Source organism: Stenotrophomonas mexicanensis, from assembly GCF_032911605.1.
Taxonomy (GTDB): domain Bacteria; phylum Pseudomonadota; class Gammaproteobacteria; order Xanthomonadales; family Xanthomonadaceae; genus Stenotrophomonas; species Stenotrophomonas maltophilia_A.
The window spans coordinates 54,626-72,572 of record NZ_JAWJTG010000006.1 but is presented as its reverse complement, the minus strand read 5'-3'; the positions used below and the strand labels follow the sequence as shown (position 1 = coordinate 72,572).

At 65.9% G+C, this 17,947-nt stretch carries 18 protein-coding genes; 8 read left to right on the top strand and 10 right to left on the bottom strand.

The features are described from left to right. Positions 1-414 precede the first annotated feature (414 nt). Both R1L06_RS04750 and R1L06_RS04745 read right to left on the bottom strand, forming a co-directional pair. A complete protein-coding gene (locus R1L06_RS04750; protein WP_032129660.1) occupies positions 415-828 on the bottom strand; it encodes a barstar family protein in 414 nt (137 codons plus the stop codon). Further along, positions 828-1,280 (bottom strand): guanyl-specific ribonuclease, encoded by a 453-nt coding sequence (locus R1L06_RS04745; protein WP_317217042.1) that lies wholly within the window; start codon positions 1,278-1,280, stop codon positions 828-830. Before R1L06_RS04745 ends, R1L06_RS04750 begins: the two co-directional genes overlap by 1 nt. 219 nt (positions 1,281-1,499) lie before the next feature. Between R1L06_RS04745 and R1L06_RS04740 the strand changes: the two genes are divergently transcribed. Further along, positions 1,500-2,111: a superoxide dismutase gene (locus R1L06_RS04740; RefSeq protein ID WP_005410310.1), complete on the top strand. Its 612-nt coding sequence runs from the start codon at positions 1,500-1,502 to the stop codon at positions 2,109-2,111. A 132-nt stretch (positions 2,112-2,243) separates the two neighbouring features. On the opposite strand, the gene R1L06_RS04735 is transcribed toward R1L06_RS04740, so the two are convergent. Beyond that, complete coding sequence (locus tag R1L06_RS04735) at positions 2,244-3,092, bottom strand: endonuclease/exonuclease/phosphatase family protein (RefSeq protein WP_197615979.1); 849 nt, start codon at positions 3,090-3,092, stop codon at positions 2,244-2,246. Between the two features lie 163 nt (positions 3,093-3,255). Here R1L06_RS04735 and R1L06_RS04730 point away from each other — a divergent pair, with 163 nt between their 5' ends. After that, entirely contained in the window at positions 3,256-4,821 is a 1,566-nt protein-coding gene (locus R1L06_RS04730) for a POT-type proton-dependent oligopeptide transporter (protein ID WP_032129657.1), read from the top strand. A 7-nt stretch (positions 4,822-4,828) separates the two neighbouring features. Then, positions 4,829-5,455 (top strand): rhomboid family intramembrane serine protease, encoded by a 627-nt coding sequence (locus R1L06_RS04725; protein ID WP_010486760.1) that lies wholly within the window; start codon positions 4,829-4,831, stop codon positions 5,453-5,455. A gap of 43 nt (positions 5,456-5,498) precedes the next feature. Here the strand turns inward: R1L06_RS04725 and R1L06_RS04720 are convergent, their stop codons facing one another. Then, a complete protein-coding gene (locus R1L06_RS04720; RefSeq protein ID WP_165929939.1) occupies positions 5,499-5,660 on the bottom strand; it encodes a hypothetical protein in 162 nt (53 codons plus the stop codon). Positions 5,661-5,869: 209 nt separating this feature from the next. Between R1L06_RS04720 and R1L06_RS04715 the strand changes: the two genes are divergently transcribed. Genes R1L06_RS04715 through cfa form a run of 3 tightly spaced genes read left to right on the top strand, consistent with a single transcriptional unit; the run spans position 5,870 to position 8,226 of the window. Further along, the gene (locus R1L06_RS04715) at positions 5,870-6,172 is read left to right on the top strand and encodes a GNAT family N-acetyltransferase (protein ID WP_006455911.1); all 303 of its coding nucleotides are present in this window, start codon (positions 5,870-5,872) and stop codon (positions 6,170-6,172) included. Positions 6,173-6,209: 37 nt separating this feature from the next. Continuing rightward, positions 6,210-7,091 (top strand): DUF3298 and DUF4163 domain-containing protein, encoded by an 882-nt coding sequence (locus R1L06_RS04710; RefSeq protein WP_049421528.1) that lies wholly within the window; start codon positions 6,210-6,212, stop codon positions 7,089-7,091. Between the two features lie 19 nt (positions 7,092-7,110). After that, positions 7,111-8,226, top strand: coding sequence for a cyclopropane fatty acyl phospholipid synthase (gene cfa, locus R1L06_RS04705; protein ID WP_197615977.1), 1,116 nt, complete (start codon positions 7,111-7,113; stop codon positions 8,224-8,226). Positions 8,227-8,317: 91 nt separating this feature from the next. Here cfa and R1L06_RS04700 read toward each other — a convergent pair whose 3' ends face one another. Then, on the bottom strand, positions 8,318-10,486 hold the full coding sequence (locus R1L06_RS04700; RefSeq protein WP_180846706.1) for a M3 family metallopeptidase: 2,169 nt from the start codon (positions 10,484-10,486) through the stop codon (positions 8,318-8,320). 130 nt (positions 10,487-10,616) lie between these two features. Between R1L06_RS04700 and R1L06_RS04695 the strand changes: the two genes are divergently transcribed. Then, positions 10,617-11,096 (top strand): glutathione peroxidase, encoded by a 480-nt coding sequence (locus R1L06_RS04695; RefSeq protein ID WP_121505091.1) that lies wholly within the window; start codon positions 10,617-10,619, stop codon positions 11,094-11,096. Positions 11,097-11,172: 76 nt separating this feature from the next. On the opposite strand, the gene R1L06_RS04690 is transcribed toward R1L06_RS04695, so the two are convergent. The 5 genes from R1L06_RS04690 to R1L06_RS04670 form a co-directional block, all read right to left on the bottom strand. Continuing rightward, positions 11,173-11,952: a ferredoxin--NADP reductase gene (locus tag R1L06_RS04690; protein WP_046984352.1), complete on the bottom strand. Its 780-nt coding sequence runs from the start codon at positions 11,950-11,952 to the stop codon at positions 11,173-11,175. A gap of 79 nt (positions 11,953-12,031) precedes the next feature. Then, positions 12,032-13,903 (bottom strand): ABC transporter ATP-binding protein, encoded by a 1,872-nt coding sequence (locus R1L06_RS04685; protein WP_197615976.1) that lies wholly within the window; start codon positions 13,901-13,903, stop codon positions 12,032-12,034. A gap of 96 nt (positions 13,904-13,999) precedes the next feature. Then, on the bottom strand, positions 14,000-14,821 hold the full coding sequence (locus tag R1L06_RS04680) for a hypothetical protein (protein WP_317217041.1): 822 nt from the start codon (positions 14,819-14,821) through the stop codon (positions 14,000-14,002). 66 nt (positions 14,822-14,887) lie between these two features. Beyond that, positions 14,888-15,337: a carboxymuconolactone decarboxylase family protein gene (locus tag R1L06_RS04675; RefSeq protein WP_012511595.1), complete on the bottom strand. Its 450-nt coding sequence runs from the start codon at positions 15,335-15,337 to the stop codon at positions 14,888-14,890. 36 nt (positions 15,338-15,373) lie between these two features. Further along, complete coding sequence (locus tag R1L06_RS04670) at positions 15,374-16,270, bottom strand: RNA polymerase sigma-70 factor (RefSeq protein ID WP_197615974.1); 897 nt, start codon at positions 16,268-16,270, stop codon at positions 15,374-15,376. A 147-nt stretch (positions 16,271-16,417) separates the two neighbouring features. On the opposite strand from R1L06_RS04670, the gene R1L06_RS04665 reads away from it, so the two are divergent. Then, entirely contained in the window at positions 16,418-17,935 is a 1,518-nt protein-coding gene (locus tag R1L06_RS04665; protein ID WP_317217040.1) for a fumarate hydratase, read from the top strand. Positions 17,936-17,947: the final 12 nt, after the last annotated feature.

Here is a 17,947-nt window from a genome sequence, read left to right as displayed (position 1 = left end):
ACGTGTGCCGACCAGGGTCGGCCTCTACCTGGGCGGTGACCTCACGCGCTCTGCGACAGAAACATCCAGAACGGCAGGTCTCCGCCAACCCACTGGCCGGCCCGCGCTTTGGTAGGTGCCAACCTTGGTTGGCACAGAAGCGCCGACCAAGGTCGGCATCTACCGGAGCACGTGCGCCGACCAAGGTCGGCATCTACCGGATGCACGTGCGCCGACCAGGGGCGGCCTCTACCTGGGTGGTGACCTCACGCGCTCTGCGACAGAAACACCCAGAACGGCACGTCTCCGCCAACCTGCTGGCCGGCTCGCACTTTGGTAGGTGCCAACCTTGGTTGGCACAGAAGCGCCGACCAAGGTCGGCATCTACCGGAGCACGTGTGCCGACCAGGGCCGGCCTCTACCTGGGCGATGACCTCACGCGCTCTGCGACAGAAACACCCAGAACGGCACGTCTCGGCCAACCCAGTCGCGGCTGGCTTCGTCCATTACGTCCAGCAACGTGTCGAAATCCTTCTGCGTGGAGGCGCGCAACGTGTCCACGTCGGCCAGGAACAGCGCGTAGCCGTTGGCCGGCAGCCACTGCAGGTCGCGCAGGTTGTCCGACAGCGCATCCCAGTTGCCGCCGAAGCCGGCAGGGAAATCCAGTTGCGCGGCCAGCCGGGCCAGCAGGGTGCGCTTGTCGGCCACGCCTTCCAGGTCGATGCGGATCACCTTCAGCCCGGCATCGCGCATCGCCGCGGCCAGTGCGCCGATGTCGTCGCTGTCGATGGCGTAAACGCCTGCATTGTTGATGTCATGCAGGCCGAGGCCGAAATCATCGTGGCTCATCACTGCGCTCCCTGGGCCGGTACGGTGAAGCTGCGGAACGATTCGTAGTGGTCGTCGGTGTAGTACCACGCCTTCGGTGGATCGCCGCCGGTGACGATGCGGCGAGCGCCACGGGTGCGCGCACCGGGGGTGTCGACGGTGTATTCGCGGTAGTAGCCGCGCGGGCGCTGCGGCAGCTGCTGTTCGCGGTTGCCGAATGTGCTGCCGTCCTGGCGGTGCGGGAACGGGCCGCCACGCTGGATCAGGGCGATGGTCTGCCGGGCTTCGGCGGGCAGGAACGCGGGCAGGCCGTTGTCGTTACCGCTTGCGGCCGTGGCCGGCGCGCGCGCGGCAGGCGCACCCTGCAGGTCCGGCGCGAACTGCGGCGCCGGCGGGCGCTGCATGAAATGGTTGGCGACCAGGCCGAGCAGCAGCAGGGCGATGGCGGTGATCAGCAGCCGGGGGTTGCGCATGGGCAGGGACGGGCGAGGGTGGTGCGGGCACTGTAGCGCCTGTGCGCTGCACGGTGCATGAGGACGGCGTCGCGTCACTGCCGCGTAACAATTGCCGTCGTGCTCACTGGCAGGACGCAATTTCCTTTACATCCCCCTTGGTAATCTGGCGGTCTGTCCCCATCATTCACCGCGCAACGCCCGACACCGTCGGGTGCCCTCGCAATCAGGAGATGCATCATGGCCTATACCCTGCCCAAGCTGTCCTACGCCTACGACGCGCTGGAACCGCATATCGATGCGGCGACGATGGAAATCCATCACACCAAGCATCACCAGACCTACATCAACAACGTCAACGCGGCGCTGGAAGGCACCGAGTACGCTGACCTGCCGGTCGAAGAACTGGTGAAGAAGCTCAAGTCGCTGCCGGAGAACCTGCAGGGTCCGGTGCGCAACAACGGTGGCGGCCATGCCAACCACTCGCTGTTCTGGACCGTGATGGCTCCGAATGCTGGCGGCAACCCGGTGGGCGACGTGGCCAAGGCCATCGACAAGGACCTGGGCGGCTTCGACAAGTTCAAGGACGCCTTCACCAAGGCGGCGCTGACCCGTTTCGGCAGCGGCTGGGCGTGGCTGAGCGTGACCCCGGACAAGAAGGTCGTGGTCGAGAGCACCGGCAACCAGGACAGCCCGCTGATGGAAGGCAACACCCCCATCCTCGGCCTGGACGTGTGGGAACACGCGTACTACCTGAAGTACCAGAACCGTCGTCCGGAATACATCGGCGCGTTCTTCAACGTCATCGACTGGAACGAAGTCGAGCGCCGTTACCAGGAAGCGATCGCCTGATCGCGGTAACGGGATGAACTGAAAAGGCCGGGGGAGACCCCGGCCTTTTCTGTTGCAGGAGTCATTCGGTAGTGCCGGCCGCTGGCCGGCAATCGTGTGGTACCCGAGGAGCCGGCCAGCGGCCGGCACTACCTATTCGGCCGTGGCCGTATCACCCTGCAGCCGCAGCGTAGCCATCACGCCCAGGCGCAGGCCGGGCAGGTCGCCGTCGGCTGGCAACAGGATCGGCTGCTGGCGGATGCCGCCGAAGTGCTTGACCTGGAACAGCACATCCAGGCCATGGCCACTGCTGCCACCGCCACTGGCCGCAGGCGCCTCGGCGCGGCCGCCGGGATTGCGCCGGGCCGGCTGGAAGCCGGGCGTGCTGCGCACCAGTTCCACAGTGTTGGCGGAGAAATCGCCGGCGATCAGGCTGGGCATGCCCTCGGCGGTGGCGCCGATCCAGGTCATCAGGTCGCTGGTCTGATGCTGGCGGGCGGTGGCCTCGTCCGGGTCCGGGCGCAGCCGTGCCACATAGATGTTGACCAGTGCCTCGCCCAACTTCAGCCGCATCATGCCGGCGGCGCTGAAGGTGCCGGGTGGGTGCAGCAGGGTCACGCCATCCTCGCTGACCGGCAGCCGGGTCAGCATCGCGTTGCCATGCCGCAACGGCTGGCTGGGCGGATCGGCGGTAACGAAGTCGCAGCTGTAGCGCAGCCGGCTGGCCAGCCAGCAGGCCGGATTGCGGCCCTGCTGCTGCAGCACCTGCTGCACCGAGATCACGTCCGGCTGCAGGTCGGTCAGCAACTGTGCGACCTGCTCACGGCGCAACTTCCATTGCGCGTCATCGCGGCTGGGCAGTTCCAGTGCGGCCACGGTGAGTTGCCGGGGCTCGCTCTCGCTGGCGGCGGTGGCCGTTGCCTGCGGCCGCGCCTGTGCCTGCAACGCCATCAGCAGCACCAGGCAACTGAGCAGGAGACGGGCGGGGGCGAGGGGGCGCATAACGATAAGTTTACGCTTTTGTCGTGCAGGTGCCGTGACTTCCGGCACGGAGTGTCGCTGCCTGCCATGGATTGGCACCGTTGTCATGCAGCCCTGCAGCGTGCTTCGCAAGCCCTGCTTCCGGTAATCTTGCGCCTTTCGCTTTGCAGGATTGCCTTACAGGATGAGCCACGACGCAGTTGCCCCCATCGCCGGCCAGGGAAAGATGCCGCGCCAGATCCCGTACATCATCGGCAATGAGGCCTGCGAGCGGTTCAGTTTCTACGGGATGCGCAACATCCTGGTGCAGTTCCTGATCACCTCGCTGCTGCTGCAGGAAATCACTGCGGAAGGCCGTGCCGGTGAAGCCAAGGACATCATGCACAGCTTCATGATCGGCGTGTATTTCTTCCCGCTGCTCGGAGGCTGGCTGGCCGACAGGTTCTTCGGCAAGTACCACACCATTCTCTGGTTCAGCCTGGTCTACTGTGCCGGCCACCTGTGCCTGGCGCTGTTCGAGAACAGCCGCGAGGGCTTCTTCCTCGGCCTGGGCCTGATCGCGCTCGGTGCCGGTGGAATCAAGCCGCTGGTGGCCTCGTTCATGGGCGACCAGTTCGACCAGAGCAACAAGCACCTGGCCAAGATCGTCTTCGACGCCTTCTACTGGATCATCAACTTCGGCTCGCTGTTCGCCTCGCTGCTGATCCCGCTGGTGCTGAAGAACTGGGGCCCGCAGTGGGCGTTCGGCATCCCGGGCATCCTGATGTTCATCGCCACCTTCGTGTTCTGGCTGGGCCGCAAGCGCTACGTGCTGGTGCCGCTGCCGCCGAAGGATCCGCATTCGTTCGCCAACGTGGTGCGTACCGCACTGACCACGCGCGTGGCCGGCCAGGGCCGTCCGGGCCTGGTGATCGCCGTGCTCGGCCTGGTGCTGGCAGTGGCCTCGTTCGGCCTGGTTGGCTCGTTGGGCATTGTCATCTGCCTGTGCCTGGCGCTGGTATCGATCCTGGCCGGTATCGGCGGTGGCACCTGGCTGCAGCTCGATCGCGCCCGTGGCCAGCATCCGGCCGAAGCCGTCGAAGGCGTGCGCTCGGTGCTGCGGGTGCTGGTGATCTTCGCGTTGACCACGCCGTTCTTCTCGCTGTTCGACCAGAAGGCCTCGACCTGGGTCCTGCAGGGCCAGCAGATGCAGATGCCGAGCTGGTTCACCGCCTCGCAGATGCAGGCACTGAACCCGCTGCTGGTGATGATCCTGATTCCGTTCAACAACCTGGTGCTGTACCCGGCCCTGCGCCGCTTCGGCTTCGAGCCGACCGCGCTGCGCCGCATGACCGCCGGCATCGCCTTCAGCGGCCTGGCCTGGATCGTGGTCGGCGGCATCCAGGTGGTGATGGACGGGGGCAACGCCATGTCGATCTTCTGGCAGATGCTGCCGTACGCGCTGCTGACCTTCGGTGAGGTGCTGGTCTCGGCCACCGGCCTGGAGTTCGCCTACAGCCAGGCGCCGCAGGCGATGAAGGGCGTGGTGATGAGCTTCTGGAACCTGACCACAACCATCGGCAACCTGTGGGTGCTGCTGTCCAACGCGGCGGTGCGCAACGATGCGGTGACCCACAAGATCGCCAGTACGGGCCTGAGCGAGGCGGCGTTCCTGATGTTCTTCTTCGCCGGTTTCGCCTTCGTCGCGGCGTTGGCCTTCGGTTGGTACGCGAAACGCTATCGTATGGTCGACAACTACCGTAGCGCCTGAGCCTGACATGACCCCCGTCAATCTGCTGTTGATCGCCATCACCGCCATCCTGTCGTGGATGGCGTTCAACAACCGCAAGCTGGCCGACCGCCTGATCCTGTGGCCGCCGGCCATCGACCGTCACCGCCAGTACGACCGGCTGGTGACCTATGGCTTCATCCACGCCGACTGGTCGCACCTGATCTTCAACATGATCACCCTGTTCTTCTTCGGGGGATTCATCGAGAGCGTGATGGTGCAGCTGACCGGCAGCTACCTGACCTACCCGGCGTTCTACATCGGTGCGCTGCTGGTCTCGATCCTGCCCAGCTACCTGAAGAACCAGAAGAACCCGAACTATCTCAGCCTGGGTGCGTCCGGTGCGGTGTCGGCGGTGCTGTTCGCCTTCATCTTGATCAAGCCGTGGTCGATCATCCTGGTGTTCTTCATCCCGGCGCCGGCCATCGTCTACGCCGCGTTCTACGTCGGCTACAGCATCTGGATGGACAAGCGCGGCGGTGACCGCATCAACCACAGCGCGCACCTGGCAGGCGCGGCGTTCGGCGTGATCTTCATGCTGGCCATGCAGCCGAGCATCTTCACTCACTTCCTGCGCGAACTCTCCAACCCGACCTTCCGCCTCGGCGGCGGTTGATGACGGGAGCGGGGCGGATCGGCAGCGATCCGCCCCCGCTGTTTCAGAGCGTGGGCTGCTGACCGTAGGTATCCAGCAGGCGGGCGAACACTTCTTCGCCGATGCGCTGGAAATCCTGGTCCTGGGTCTGCCCCTCCACGGCCAGTTGCAGCAGGCCCTCCAGCAGGGCGCGGTCGGTATCTGAATGGGAATCGCTGGGGTGCATCGGAGCCTCCGCGGTGGTGCGCATGATCAACGGTCGCAAGGGCCGTGCCAGCCTGGCCGTACCCCTCCACAGGCGATAGCGGCCGCCAGTGCTCCAGCTTGAGGGTCGCAAACTGACGTGAATGGAACGGACTTGCCCCTGTTCAGGCTTCACGCGATCATGGCGCCCGGCTGCGCACCATCCACGCAGTCGCCGCAGGAGACAGTTCCATGGCTTCGGTCACGCCCCCCGGTCTGGCCTACGAGGTCGAACACGACCTGGCCAACCATCGCTTCACCGCCCGTGTGCGCGGACAGCTGGCGGTGCTGGACTACCAGATCAAACGCAGGCGCATGGTCATCACGCATACCGAGGTGCCCGAGCCGATTGCCGGCCGAGGCATCGCCGGTGAGCTGACCCGTGTGGCGCTGCGTTTTGCCCGTGAGCAGAAGTACAAGGTGGTGCCGGCGTGTTCCTACGCCGAGGCCTTCCTGCAGCGGCATGAGGAATACCACGACCTGCTCGTTGGCTGAATGCCAGCGGGCCAAGCTTCAGCCATGGCAGGCGATGATGTACAAACATGAACAGGGGATCCCGATGAAGATTGGAAACAACCGGCCATTGCACGGCAGCGTGCTGGCCGGCGTGGTGGGCGTGCTGTTGCTGGCCGGTTGCCAGCGTGAAAGCGAGCCGGCACCGGCGACCGACGCGGCGCCCGCCGCCGAAGCCACCGCCGCAGGCGAAACGCCGGTCACGGAAGCGCCGCTGGACCTGCGCGACGTGATCGAGAACAACGAACGCGAAGTGGTGGGTATCAGCTACCCGGCCGGCATCGACCGCTACCCGGGCCTGGCCCGCGCGCTGCAGAGCTATGCGACGAGTGCGCGCAGTGACCTGCAACAGGCGCTGGACGGGCTGGGCAATGACAAGCCGACCATGCCGTACGAGCTGTCGCTGAGCTTCGAGAAGCTGCTGGAAACCCCGCAGCTGGTGGTGGTCAGTGCTGATGGCAGCCGCTACACCGGTGGCGCCCATGGCGAACCGCTGGTGGCCCGATTCGTGTGGCTGCCGCAGCATCAGCAGATGCTCAGCGCCGAAAAGCTGGTGGCCGATGCCAAGGGCTGGAAGGCGATCAGCGATTTCGTCGCCGACCAGCTGCGTGAACGCGTGGCCACCCGCCTCAGCGGTGAGGACATGGATCCGGCCCAGCTGCAGGAATCGCTGCGCAACGCATCGCGCATGATTGCCGACGGCACCGGCCCGCAGGCCGACAATTTCAGCCAGTTCCAGCCGCTGACCGACGACAAGGGGCAGATCACCGCGCTGCGCTTTGTTTTCCCGCCGTACCAGGTGGGTCCATACTCGGACGGCACCCAGACCGCCGATGTACCGGCGGCGGTGCTGTTGCCGCACGTGGCCAAGGACTACGTGGAGCTGTTCGCACGCGGTTGACCGCAGTCGAGGAGGTGGCGTGGATACAGGGTTGCAGGAGCGGGTCGCCGGCCTGCTGCAGGAAGCCGGGGTCCGCATCGGCGGTACCCAGCCACAGGATATCCAGGTTCATGACCCGCGCTTCTTCGCGCGGGTCATGGCGCACGGCTCGCTTGGCCTCGGCGAGAGCTACATGGACGGTTGGTGGGATGCCAACGTCCTGGATGAATTCCTTGTCCACCTGATGCAGGCGCACCTGGACGAACGGGTGCACGGTTGGCGCGAAGTGGCCGATGCACTGAAGGCGCGCCTGTTCAACCTGCAGGCGGGACAGGGCAGCTACGAGGTGGGCCGCCGCCACTACGACCTCGGCAATGATCTCTACCAGGCCATGCTGGGCCAGCGCCTGGTCTATAGCTGTGGCTACTGGCGCAATGCCGGCGATCTCGACGCCGCGCAGGAAGCCAAGCTTGACCTGGTCTGCCGCAAGCTGGGCCTGCGCCCGGGGCAGCGTGTGCTGGACATCGGCTGTGGCTGGGGCGAAGCCCTGAAGTTCGCCGCCGAGCGCTACGGTGTCAGTGGCGTCGGCGTGACCATTTCGCAGGAGCAGGCCGAGTTCGCCCGCGAACTGTGCGCCGGCCTGCCGATCGAGATCCGCCTGCAGGACTACCGCGAACTGCACGAGCCGTTCGATGCGATCTTCTCGATCGGCATGTTCGAGCACGTCGGCGACAAGAACTACGCCAGCTTCTTCGAGGTGGCCAGGCGTTGCCTGTCACCGCGCGGCCTGCTGCTGCTGCACAGCATCGGCACCAACATCTCGCGGCATCGTACCGACCCGTGGATCGCGCGCTACATCTTTCCCAACTCGATGCTGCCATCGGCGGTGCAGATCACCAAGGCGTTCGAGGGCCGCTTCGTGCTGGAGGACTGGCACAACTTCGGCACCGATTACGACCTGACCCTGCAGGCCTGGCGGCGCAACGTGGAAGCGGCGTGGCCGCGGCTGGATGCGCGCTACGACGAGCACTTCCGGCGCATGTGGCGCTTTTACCTGGCTGGGTCGATGGCCACCTTCCGTTGCCGGCACGCGCAGCTGTGGCAGCTGGTGCTGTCGCCGGAAGGCGTGCCGGGTGGGTACGTGGCGCCACGCTGACAGCCAGTAGATCCACGCCATGCGTGGATGCTTCAACAAAAAACCGCCCGGTCTCCCGGGCGGTTTTCGTTTCAGGCTACCGCGCGGGCGATCAGTTGCCGGCGCCGGTCAGGCCACGCTTTTCCAGCAGCGGTTCGATCTGCGGCTCGTGGCCGGCGAAATCGCGGAACAGTTGCATCGCGTCCACGCTGCCGCCCTTGGACAGCAGGGTGGCGCGGAAGTGGTCGCCGTTCTTGCGGCTCAGGCCGCCGTTGTCCTTGAACCACTTCTGGGTGTTGGCGTCGAGCACTTCCGACCAGATGTAGGCGTAGTAGCCGGCCGAGTAGCCGCCCATGATGTGGCTGAAGTACGGGGTCTTGTAGCGCGGCGGAACCGGCGCGTAGTAGATGCCGTCCTTCTCCAGCGCGGCGCGCTCGAAGGCCATCACGTCCTTGGCGGCCGGCACCTGGTCGGCGCCGATCTGGTGCCAGCGCTGATCAAGCATGGCCGCGCCCAGGTACTCGGTGGTGGCGAAGCCCTGGTTGAACTTGGCCGCTGCCAGCACCTTGTCCAGCAGTGCCTGCGGCATCGCCGAACCATTCTGGTAGTGCTTGGCGTAGTTCTTCAGGATGACCGGGTTGTCCGACCACATTTCGTTGACCTGCGAGGGGAACTCGACGAAGTCACGCGGCACCGAGGTGCCCGAGAAGTACGGGTACTTCACGTTGGAGAACATGCCGTGCAGGGCGTGGCCGAACTCGTGGAAGGTGGTGTTCACCTCGTCCCAGGTCAGCAGGGTCGGCTGGCCGGCCGGCGGCTTCGGGATGTTCAGATGGTTGGCGACCACCGGCTTGAAGCCGGTCAGCTTGGACTGCGAGACGTAGGAGTTCATCCACGCACCGCCGCGCTTGGAGGCGCGTGCATACGGGTCGAAGATGAAGATCGCCAGCTGGCTGCCGTCAGCGTCGAACACGTCGTAGACGGTGACGTCATCGTGGTAGACCGGCAGGTCGGTGCGCTGCTTGAAGGTCAGGCCGAATTCCTGGCCGGCGGCGTAGAACACGCCGTTCTCCAGCACGTTCTTCATCTCGAAGTACGGCTTCAGCTGCGACTCGTCGAAGTTGTACTTGGCCTGGCGCACCTTCTCGCTGTAGAAGGCCCAGTCCCACGGTTCCAGCTGGAAGGTCGGCTTGCGCGCGGCCTTCTGTTCCTTGTCGATCATCGCCTGCAGATCGGCGGCTTCGCGCTTGGCGTTGGCCACGGCGGCCGGAGCCAGCTTGCCGAGCATTGCGTTGACCGCTTCCGGGGTCTTGGCGGTCTGGTTGGTCAGGTTGTAGGCGGCGAAGTTCGGGAAGCCCATCAGCTTGGCCTTGTCGGCACGCAGCTGCATGATGCGCGAGACCAGCGCGGTGTTGTCGAACTCACCGCCGCGGCTGCCGCGGGTGGTCGAGGCTTCGTAGATCTTCTGGCGCAGGGCGCGGTTGGCCAGGTTGGTCAGCGGCGGCTGGCCGGTGGTGTTGAGCAGGGTGATCACGTACTTGCCTTCCAGGCCACGGGCCTTGGCGGCTTCGGCGGCGGCGGCGATCTGCTCCTTGGACAGGCCGTCCAGCTCCTTGACGTCGTCAACGGTGATCGCCGAAGCGTTCACTTCCGACTGCACGTTCTGGCTGAACTTGGTGCCCAGGTTGGCCAGCTCGGCGTTCATCTCCTTCAGCTTGGCCTTGTCGGCGTCGGACAGCTTGGCGCCTGCACGCACGTAGTTGTCGTAGTACTTCTCGACCAGACGCACGCCTTCGGCGTCCAGGCCCAGCTGGCTGCGGGTGTCATACAGCGCCTGGATGCGGGCGAACAGCTTGCCGTTCAGCGCGATCGCATCGCTGTGCGCGGCGAACTTCGCCGAGTAGTCGGCCTGCAGCTTCTTGCGGGTGTCGTTGGTATCGGCGCCGACCAGGCTGAAGAACACGGTGGTCGCACGGTCGAGGATGTCACCGCTCTTTTCCAGGGCGATGATGGTGTTGTCGAAGGTCGGCTTGGCCTTGTTGTTGGCGATCGCCTCCACTTCCTTCAGCTGCTGCGCCATGCCGGCGTCGAAGGCCGGGGCGAAGTCGCTGTCCTTGATCTTGTCGAACTGCGGGAAATGCAGCGGCAGCGGGCTTTCGGCGAAGAACGGATTGGCCTGCTGGGCATGGGTGCTGGCAGCCGGGGTGGCGGCGCCGGCCGAGAAGGCGGGCAGGGCAAGGCCGAGGGACATGGCCACGGCAAGGGCAAGGCGAGTGGTCAAGGTAGGAACTCCGGTAAGGCAAACAAGGGCCCGAGGGTAACCCGGCCGGCGGCGCCCGCACTTGTGTCAAAAGGCATGTTGCCGGGGCTGGGCGCGGGTACCATGCATTCACCGCCCACGGCCCGCTGCCATGACCACTGCCTACGATTTCAGCTTCCGCGACCTCGACGGCCAGCCGCAGGCCCTGGCCCGGTACCAGGGGCACCCGTTGCTGCTGGTCAATGTCGCCAGCCGCTGTGGCTTCACCCCGCAGTACACCGGGCTGGAACAGCTGTGGCAGCAGTATCGCGACCGTGGCCTGGTGGTGATCGGGTTCCCATGCAATCAGTTCGGTGCACAGGAACCGGGCGACGCCGCGCAGATCCGCCAGTTCTGTTCGCTGGACTACCCGGTCAGCTTCCCGCTGTCGGAGAAGATCGAGGTCAACGGCGAGGGGGCTGATCCGTTGTGGGCATGGCTGTCACGCGAGAAGCGCGGCCTGCTGGGTAGCGCCCGCATCAAGTGGAATTTCAGCAAGTTCCTGGTCGACCGCCAGGGGCAGGTGGTGTCGCGCCATGCGCCCACCACCAGGCCGGAGCAGCTGCGCGGCGAGATCGAAGCGCTGCTGTGAGATGAACCCGAAAAGGGGACGGAGGGGATTAAGTCGTTTGTGCACAAACGACTTAATCCCCTCCGCCCCTTTTTGCTTATTTCTCGACGAACGCGCGCTCGAACACGTAGTGGCCCGGCTGGCCGATACGCGGCGAGACCTGGAAGCCACGGGCATCGAGCACGCTGCGCAGGTCGGCCAGCATCTGCGGGCTGCCGCAGATCATCGCGCGGTCGTTCTCCGGGCTCAGCTCCGGCAGGCCGAGGGTGCGCTGCATCTCGCCGCTTTCCATCAGCTGGGTCAGGCGGCCCTGGTTGGCGAACGGCTCGCGGGTGACGGCCGGGTAGTACAGCAGCTTGTCGCCGATCATCTCGCCGAGGAATTCATGCTCACGCAGTTCCTTCTCGAAGTAATCGCGGTAGGCCAGGTCCTTCTCGTAGCGCACGCCGTGGCAGAGGATCACCTTCTCGAAGCGCTCGTAGGTTTCCGGGTCCTTGATGACCGACAGCCACGGCGCCATGCCGGTGCCGGTGCCCAGCAGGTACAGGTTCTTGCCGGGGTGCAGATCGCTGATCAGCAGGGTGCCGGTGGGCTTCTTGCCGACCAGCACCTTGTCACCCGGCTTGATGTGCTGCAGGCGCGAGGTCAGCGGGCCGTCCTGCACCTTGATGCTGAAGAACTCCAGGTGCTCTTCCCAGTTGGCGCTGGCGATGGAATACGCACGCAGCAGCGGCCGCGCCTCTGTTTCCAGGCCGATCATCACGAACTGGCCGTTCTCGAAGCGGAAGCCGCTGTCGCGGGTGAGGGTGAAGCTGAAGTAGGCATCGGTCCAATGACGGACCTCAAGCACCGTTTCGGCGCCAAAAGCGGAGGACATGGGCGTATCTATCGGAAGTCGTCGGGGTGATTCTATCTCAAATGAGACAGGTTCTCATTAGGCGGAACGAGAGGCGTTCTCAGCGGTAGCCGGCCGCCTGCAGCTCGAACAGCTCGGCGTAGCGGCCGCCCTGGGCCATCAGCTCTTCATGGGTGCCGCTGGCCTCGATCCGGCCATCGGCCAGCACCAGGATGCGATCGGCCATGCGTACCGAGGAGAAACGGTGGGAAATCAGCACTGCGGTGCGATTATCCGCCAGTTCCCTGAACCGCTGGAACACCTCGAACTCACTTCGCGCATCCAGCGCCGCCGTTGGCTCATCCAGGATCATCACCTGCGCATTGCGCATCCATGCGCGGGCGATGGCGATCTTCTGCCATTGGCCGCCGGACAGGTCCACGCCCTGTTTGAAGCGGCGGCCGATCAGCTGGTCGTAGCCGCCGGGCAGGTCGTCGATCACTTCCTCGGCCATGCCACGCCGTGCGGCGTCGGCGATGCGCGCCTGGTCGTCCATCGCCTCGACCTGGCCGACGCCGATGTTCTCGCCGGCGCTGAGGTTGTAGCGCACGAAGTCCTGGAAGATCACCCCGAGGTTGGCGCGCAGGTCGTCCAGGTCGTAGTCGCGCAGGTCGCGCCCATCGAGCAGGATGCGGCCCTCGTCCGGTTCGTACAGCCGCGCCAGCAGCTTCACCAGCGTGGTCTTGCCGGCGCCGTTCTCACCGACCAGCGCCAGTACTTCGCCGGCCTGCAGCTGGAAATCAAGGTGGCGCACCGCCCATTGCTCGGCATCCGGGTAGCGGAAGCCGACGTTCTCGAACTCGAAGCCCTGCCGGATCGGCTGCGGCACGCGCACTGCACCTTCGCGCGAGTGGATTTCCGGCTGGATCTGGAAGAACGAGAACAGGTCATCCAGGTACAGCGCCTGGCTGGCCACCTGCGAGAACCCGATCAACAGGCCCTCCAGCAGCTGGCGCAGGCGCAGGAAGCTGCCGGCGAGGAAGGTCAGGTCGCCGATCGAGAAGTCGCCGCGCACCGTGCGCCAGGCGATGTAGGCGTAGGCGGTGTAGTAGCCCAGCGTTCCCAGTGCGGCCAGCAGCGTGCCCCAGAACGCGCGGCGCCGGGCCAGGGCGCGGTTGGCCTGGAACAGCGCCACCGACAGGCGCCGGTAGCGCTCCACCAGGAAGCGGTGCAGGTTGTAGATCTTCACTTCCTTGGCCGTTTCCACGCTGGCACCGAGCTGGCGCAGGTAGTCGAGCTGGCGGCGCTCCGGCGTCCACTGGAAGTTGAGGCTGTAGCCGGCCGCGTTGAAGTGCGATTCGCCGATGAAGGCCGGCACCAGGGCCAGCGCCAGCAGCAGGATCAACCACGGCGCGTAGACCAGCAGGCCGACGGCGAGGCTGGCCACGGTGATCGCGTCCTGCACCTGGCCGAACAACTGGCTCATCAGGTTCATCCGGCCCATGGTCTGGCGTCGCGCACGGTCCAGCTTGTCCTGCAGGTCCGGGTCCTCGAAGTCCTCCAGATCCAGCGTTGCCGCGTGTTCCATCAACCGGATGCTGGTGACGTTGGCGAACAGTTCCGAGAGCAGGGCATCGGCGTAGCTGACCAGCCGGCCGAGCAGATCCGAGGCGATGGCCAGGCCGAATTCCAGCGCCAGCAGGCCCAGCAGCGGATTCAGTATGCCGCTGGACAGTGCTTCGCCCAGCGGCGGGAAGCCAGCGTCGTGCTGGCTCAGGTTCAGGGCGCTGTCGATGATCAGCTTGCCGACGTAGAGCATCGCCACCGGCAGCAGCGCACGGATCAGGCGCAGGCCAAGGCTGGCCAGGGTGAGCGCGGGGCTGGTCTTCCAGACCATGCGCAGGAACGGTGGCAGGTTGCGCATCGCCCTGAAGCGCTGGCGCAGGCTGGGTTTCTTCGCGGCGGCAGCGCCAGCGGTGGGGGTAGCAGGCATGTGCGTATTGTGCGCGCCCTGCGCGTGGCGGAGGCATGAACGGGGCGCATGCCTGCCATGCGCCGGCAGGGCAGCGCGTCGGCGCCGCCTGCGCGCTCAGTCCAGCGCAGCCAGCAGCGCAGGATGGTGAGCGAACCAGAAGCGCAGGGCCCCGCTGTCGATGCCGTAGGCGCCTTTCCAGAAATCGACGGGATAGCTCCAGTCCGAAGAGCGCGACGTGCGCGGTGCCAGGCCGACCCGGGTGAAGCGTTGCGCCAGGCCGGGATGCTCGGGGGTCTGCAGCAGCCCGGCATGGCCCAGGGCATCCAGCAGGTGACGCGCCTGCTCGACGGACAGTTTCAGGCCCGGCAGCGCGCGCACGCGTTTGACGATGATCGACGGGGTGTCCTTGGCGTCGCTCTCGTGGTGCAGCAGCCGCAGCAGTGCCACCAGTGTGCTCATGTCGCCGGGCGCCCGTCTGGGCGTCAGATTGTGTTGTTCCAACAGGAAGGTGATGGCGTTTACGCTTCCGCCGAGCACGACCCCGATGTTGTGGCGGACGCGCGCCCAGGTGGTCGGGTCGAATCTGCCTTCGCGGACCTGGCCGCAGACCGCACAGGCGAGGCTGGGGTGTGGCTGCTCCTGACGCCTGGGGAAGTGCACCATGAACGCATACGCCGACAGCCCGGCGCGCAGGTCGCTGCGGTTCTCCTGCACGCCGAGGATGAAGTTGTCTGCCACATGCTGGCGGTCGGCGCGGGCATAGGCGGCGAACATCCGCACCTGGAGGGCCTCATGGCCCGGATGTTCGACGGGCCACAACAGTCCATGCCGTTCAAGCGTCGACAGGAGTTCGGGCGGCGCGGTGTCCCGCTCCCGGTACTGGGTCAGCGCCTTCAGCGCCTCCTTGCTGGGCGTGTCGGGGGCTTCGTCGGCCATGACGTTCGGATGCTTCCTGCGGGGCAGGTACAGTGCCCGGCGGTCCAGGCACTGTCAACGAAGCGCTCAGGGCAGCGGCGGCAGCAGCCCGGCGCCCAGCCGGTTCCAGGCATTGATCACCGCAATGCCCATGCTCAGGTCACTGATGCCCTTCTCATCGAAGTGCGGTGCCAGTGCATCGAACGCCGCCTGTGACGGTGCACCGTCGGTCAGCCGGGTCAGTGCCTCGGCCCAGCCCAGCGCCGCACGCTCGCGTGCATCGAAGAAACGGCTTTCGTGCCAGGCCGGCAGGGTATCGAGCTTGCGCGGCTCGATGCCGCCCTTGCGCAGCGTGGTGGCATGCATGTCCATGCAATAGCCGCAGCCGTTGAGCTGCGACACGCGCAGGAACACCAGTTCCATCAGGGTCGGATCAATCGAGCTGTCATGCACCGCCTGGCTGGTGGCCAGCAGGCCCTTGAAGGCTTCGGCGGCCAGGCGGGTATAAGGGACGCGGGGAGAGGCGTGGTCGGACATTTTCGGCTCCACGGCGGCCACGATGGCCGCCTTTCATTACAAGGACGCCGTGCCGTCACCGCGCGTGACAACGTCCGGCAACTTTTCCGGATTCAACACGCTGTACACGTTGGCGATGCGGCCATCGACCACCTCGATGGTGGTGACCGAGTGCAGGCGATCGCCTTGGAAGCGCAGGATCGCCGGCTCGCCGTTGACATAGCCCAACTGCGCCGGGTGCACCGCGCCGCGGCGCGCGATGGCCCAGAACAGGCGGCCGATGCGTTCGGCGCCCAGCAGCGGGCGCACCGCTGCGGTGACCACGCCGCCACCGTCGGAGACCAGCAGCGCGTTGGCGTGCAGCAGGGCCTGGATCGCTTCGCTGTCGCCACGCTGGGAAGCGTCCATGAAGCGCGCCAGCAGCTGCCGGTGCTGGCTGGCGTCGGCGTTGAAGCGCGGCCGCCCGGCCTGCAGGCGCTGCCGGGCACGATGCACCAGCTGCCGGCAGTTGGCCTCGCTGTGGCCGATCAGGTCGGCGATCTCACGGTAATCGTGGTCGAAGGCTTCCTTCAGCAGGAAGGCGGCGCGTTCCTCGGGGCCGAGCTGTTCAAGCAGGGTCAGGAAAGCCACCGAGACATCGTCGGCAAACGCATGCAGCTGGGCGGGGCCGGGCGCTGGGTCGGGCTCCAGGGTGACCGCCAGTGGCTCGGCCAGCCACGGGCCGACGTAATGCACGCGCTCGCGCTTGGCTGCGCGCAGCCGGTCCAGGCCGAGCCGGGTGGTGGTGGTGACCAGCCAGGCTTCGGGGTCGCGGACGGCCGCCGGGTCGGCGCCGGACCAGCGCAACCAGGCATCCTGGACCACGTCTTCGGCGTCCGCGCGACTGCCGAGCAGGCGGTAGGCCAGCGCCATCAGGCGCGGACGGTGGGTCTGGAAAGCGGTTTCAGCGTTCATGTGGGCAAGGACGCCGCAGTGGCGCGTGGCGTGACAGAGGGTGTGCGTGGATAGTGCAGGCCAGCGGCCGGCACTACCACCCTGCGGCCGGGGGAGGGGGTAAAATGGGGGGATTACCCCCGCCAGCCTCCAGCAAGCGAGCAAGTCGTGACATCGATCAAGCAGGAAGACCTCATCCAGTCCATCGCCGACGCGCTGCAGTACATCTCGTACTACCACCCGGTCGACTACATCAAGAACCTTGCCGCCGCCTACGAGCGCGAGGAGTCGCCGGCCGCGAAGGAAGCGATGGCGCAGATCCTGATCAATTCGCGCATGTGCGCCGAAGGCCACCGTCCGATCTGCCAGGACACCGGCATCGTCACCGTGTTCCTGGAAATCGGCATGGACGTGCGTTGGGACGACGCCACCATGGGCGTGGAAGACATGGCCAATGAAGGCGTGCGCCGTGCCTACATGCACCCGGACAACAAGCTGCGCGCTTCGGTGCTGGCTGATCCGGCCGGCAAGCGCATCAACACCAAGGACAACACCCCGGGCGTGGTCAACGTCAAGGTGGTGCCGGGCAACACCGTCGACGTCATCGTCGCCGCCAAGGGTGGTGGTTCGGAAGCCAAGACCAAGTTCGCCATGCTCAACCCGTCCGATTCCATCGTCGACTGGGTGCTGAAGACCGTGCCGACCATGGGCGCCGGCTGGTGCCCGCCGGGCATGCTCGGCATCGGCATCGGCGGCACCGCCGAGAAGGCGATGCTGCTGGCCAAGGAAGCGCTGATGGAGCCGATCGACATCACCGAGCTGCAGGCCCGTGGTGCGTCCAACCGCATTGAAGAGCTGCGCCTGGAGCTGTACGAGAAGGTCAACGCGCTGGGTATTGGCGCGCAGGGCCTGGGTGGCCTGACCACCGTGCTCGACATCAAGATCAACGATTACCCGACTCATGCGGCCAACCTGCCGGTGGCGATGATCCCGAACTGCGCGGCCACCCGCCATGCGCACTTCACCCTGGATGGCAGCGGCCCGGTGATGCTGGACCCGCCGTCGCTGGAGGACTGGCCGAAGCTGACCTACGATTCGTCCAAGGGCACCCGCGTGGACCTGGACACGATCACGCCGGAAGATGTGGTCAGCTGGAAGCCGGGCCAGACCCTGCTGCTGAACGGCAAGCTGCTGACCGGCCGCGACGCCGCGCACAAGCGCATGGTCGACATGCTCAACAAGGGCGAGGAACTGCCGGTCGATCTGAAGGGCCGCTTCATCTACTACGTCGGCCCGGTCGATCCGGTGCGCGACGAAGTGGTGGGCCCGGCTGGTCCGACCACGGCGACCCGCATGGACAAGTTCACCCGTCAGGTGCTTGAACAGACCGGCCTGCTGGGCATGGTCGGCAAGGCCGAGCGCGGCCCGGCGGCCATCGAGGCGATCCGTGACAACAAGTCGGCCTACCTGATGGCCGTTGGTGGTTCGGCCTACCTGGTGTCCAAGGCGATCAAGGCGGCGAAGGTGGTTGGTTTCGCCGACCTCGGCATGGAAGCGATCTACGAATTCACCGTGCAGGACATGCCGGTGACCGTGGCGGTCGACTCCACTGGTGAATCGGTGCACAAGACCGGCCCGCGCGAATGGCAGGCCCGCATCGGCAAGATTCCGGTGGTGGTGGAGTAATCCCTCCCGTTC

Excerpts from the sequence above, each read along its gene's own strand:
- R1L06_RS04750 (WP_032129660.1), bottom strand. The coding sequence starts at position 828 with ATGAGCCACGATGATTTCGGCCTCGGCCTGCATGACATCAACAATGCA.
- R1L06_RS04745 (WP_317217042.1), bottom strand. The coding sequence starts at position 1,280 with ATGCGCAACCCCCGGCTGCTGATCACCGCCATCGCCCTGCTGCTGCTC.
- R1L06_RS04740 (WP_005410310.1), top strand. The coding sequence starts at position 1,500 with ATGGCCTATACCCTGCCCAAGCTGTCCTACGCCTACGACGCGCTGGAA.
- R1L06_RS04735 (WP_197615979.1), bottom strand. The coding sequence starts at position 3,092 with ATGCGCCCCCTCGCCCCCGCCCGTCTCCTGCTCAGTTGCCTGGTGCTG.
- R1L06_RS04730 (WP_032129657.1), top strand. The coding sequence starts at position 3,256 with ATGAGCCACGACGCAGTTGCCCCCATCGCCGGCCAGGGAAAGATGCCG.
- R1L06_RS04725 (WP_010486760.1), top strand. The coding sequence starts at position 4,829 with ATGACCCCCGTCAATCTGCTGTTGATCGCCATCACCGCCATCCTGTCG.
- R1L06_RS04720 (WP_165929939.1), bottom strand. The coding sequence starts at position 5,660 with ATGCACCCCAGCGATTCCCATTCAGATACCGACCGCGCCCTGCTGGAG.
- R1L06_RS04715 (WP_006455911.1), top strand. The coding sequence starts at position 5,870 with ATGGCTTCGGTCACGCCCCCCGGTCTGGCCTACGAGGTCGAACACGAC.
- R1L06_RS04710 (WP_049421528.1), top strand. The coding sequence starts at position 6,210 with ATGTACAAACATGAACAGGGGATCCCGATGAAGATTGGAAACAACCGG.
- R1L06_RS04695 (WP_121505091.1), top strand. The coding sequence starts at position 10,617 with ATGACCACTGCCTACGATTTCAGCTTCCGCGACCTCGACGGCCAGCCG.
- R1L06_RS04690 (WP_046984352.1), bottom strand. The coding sequence starts at position 11,952 with ATGTCCTCCGCTTTTGGCGCCGAAACGGTGCTTGAGGTCCGTCATTGG.
- R1L06_RS04685 (WP_197615976.1), bottom strand. The coding sequence starts at position 13,903 with ATGCCTGCTACCCCCACCGCTGGCGCTGCCGCCGCGAAGAAACCCAGC.
- R1L06_RS04680 (WP_317217041.1), bottom strand. The coding sequence starts at position 14,821 with ATGGCCGACGAAGCCCCCGACACGCCCAGCAAGGAGGCGCTGAAGGCG.
- R1L06_RS04675 (WP_012511595.1), bottom strand. The coding sequence starts at position 15,337 with ATGTCCGACCACGCCTCTCCCCGCGTCCCTTATACCCGCCTGGCCGCC.
- R1L06_RS04670 (WP_197615974.1), bottom strand. The coding sequence starts at position 16,270 with ATGAACGCTGAAACCGCTTTCCAGACCCACCGTCCGCGCCTGATGGCG.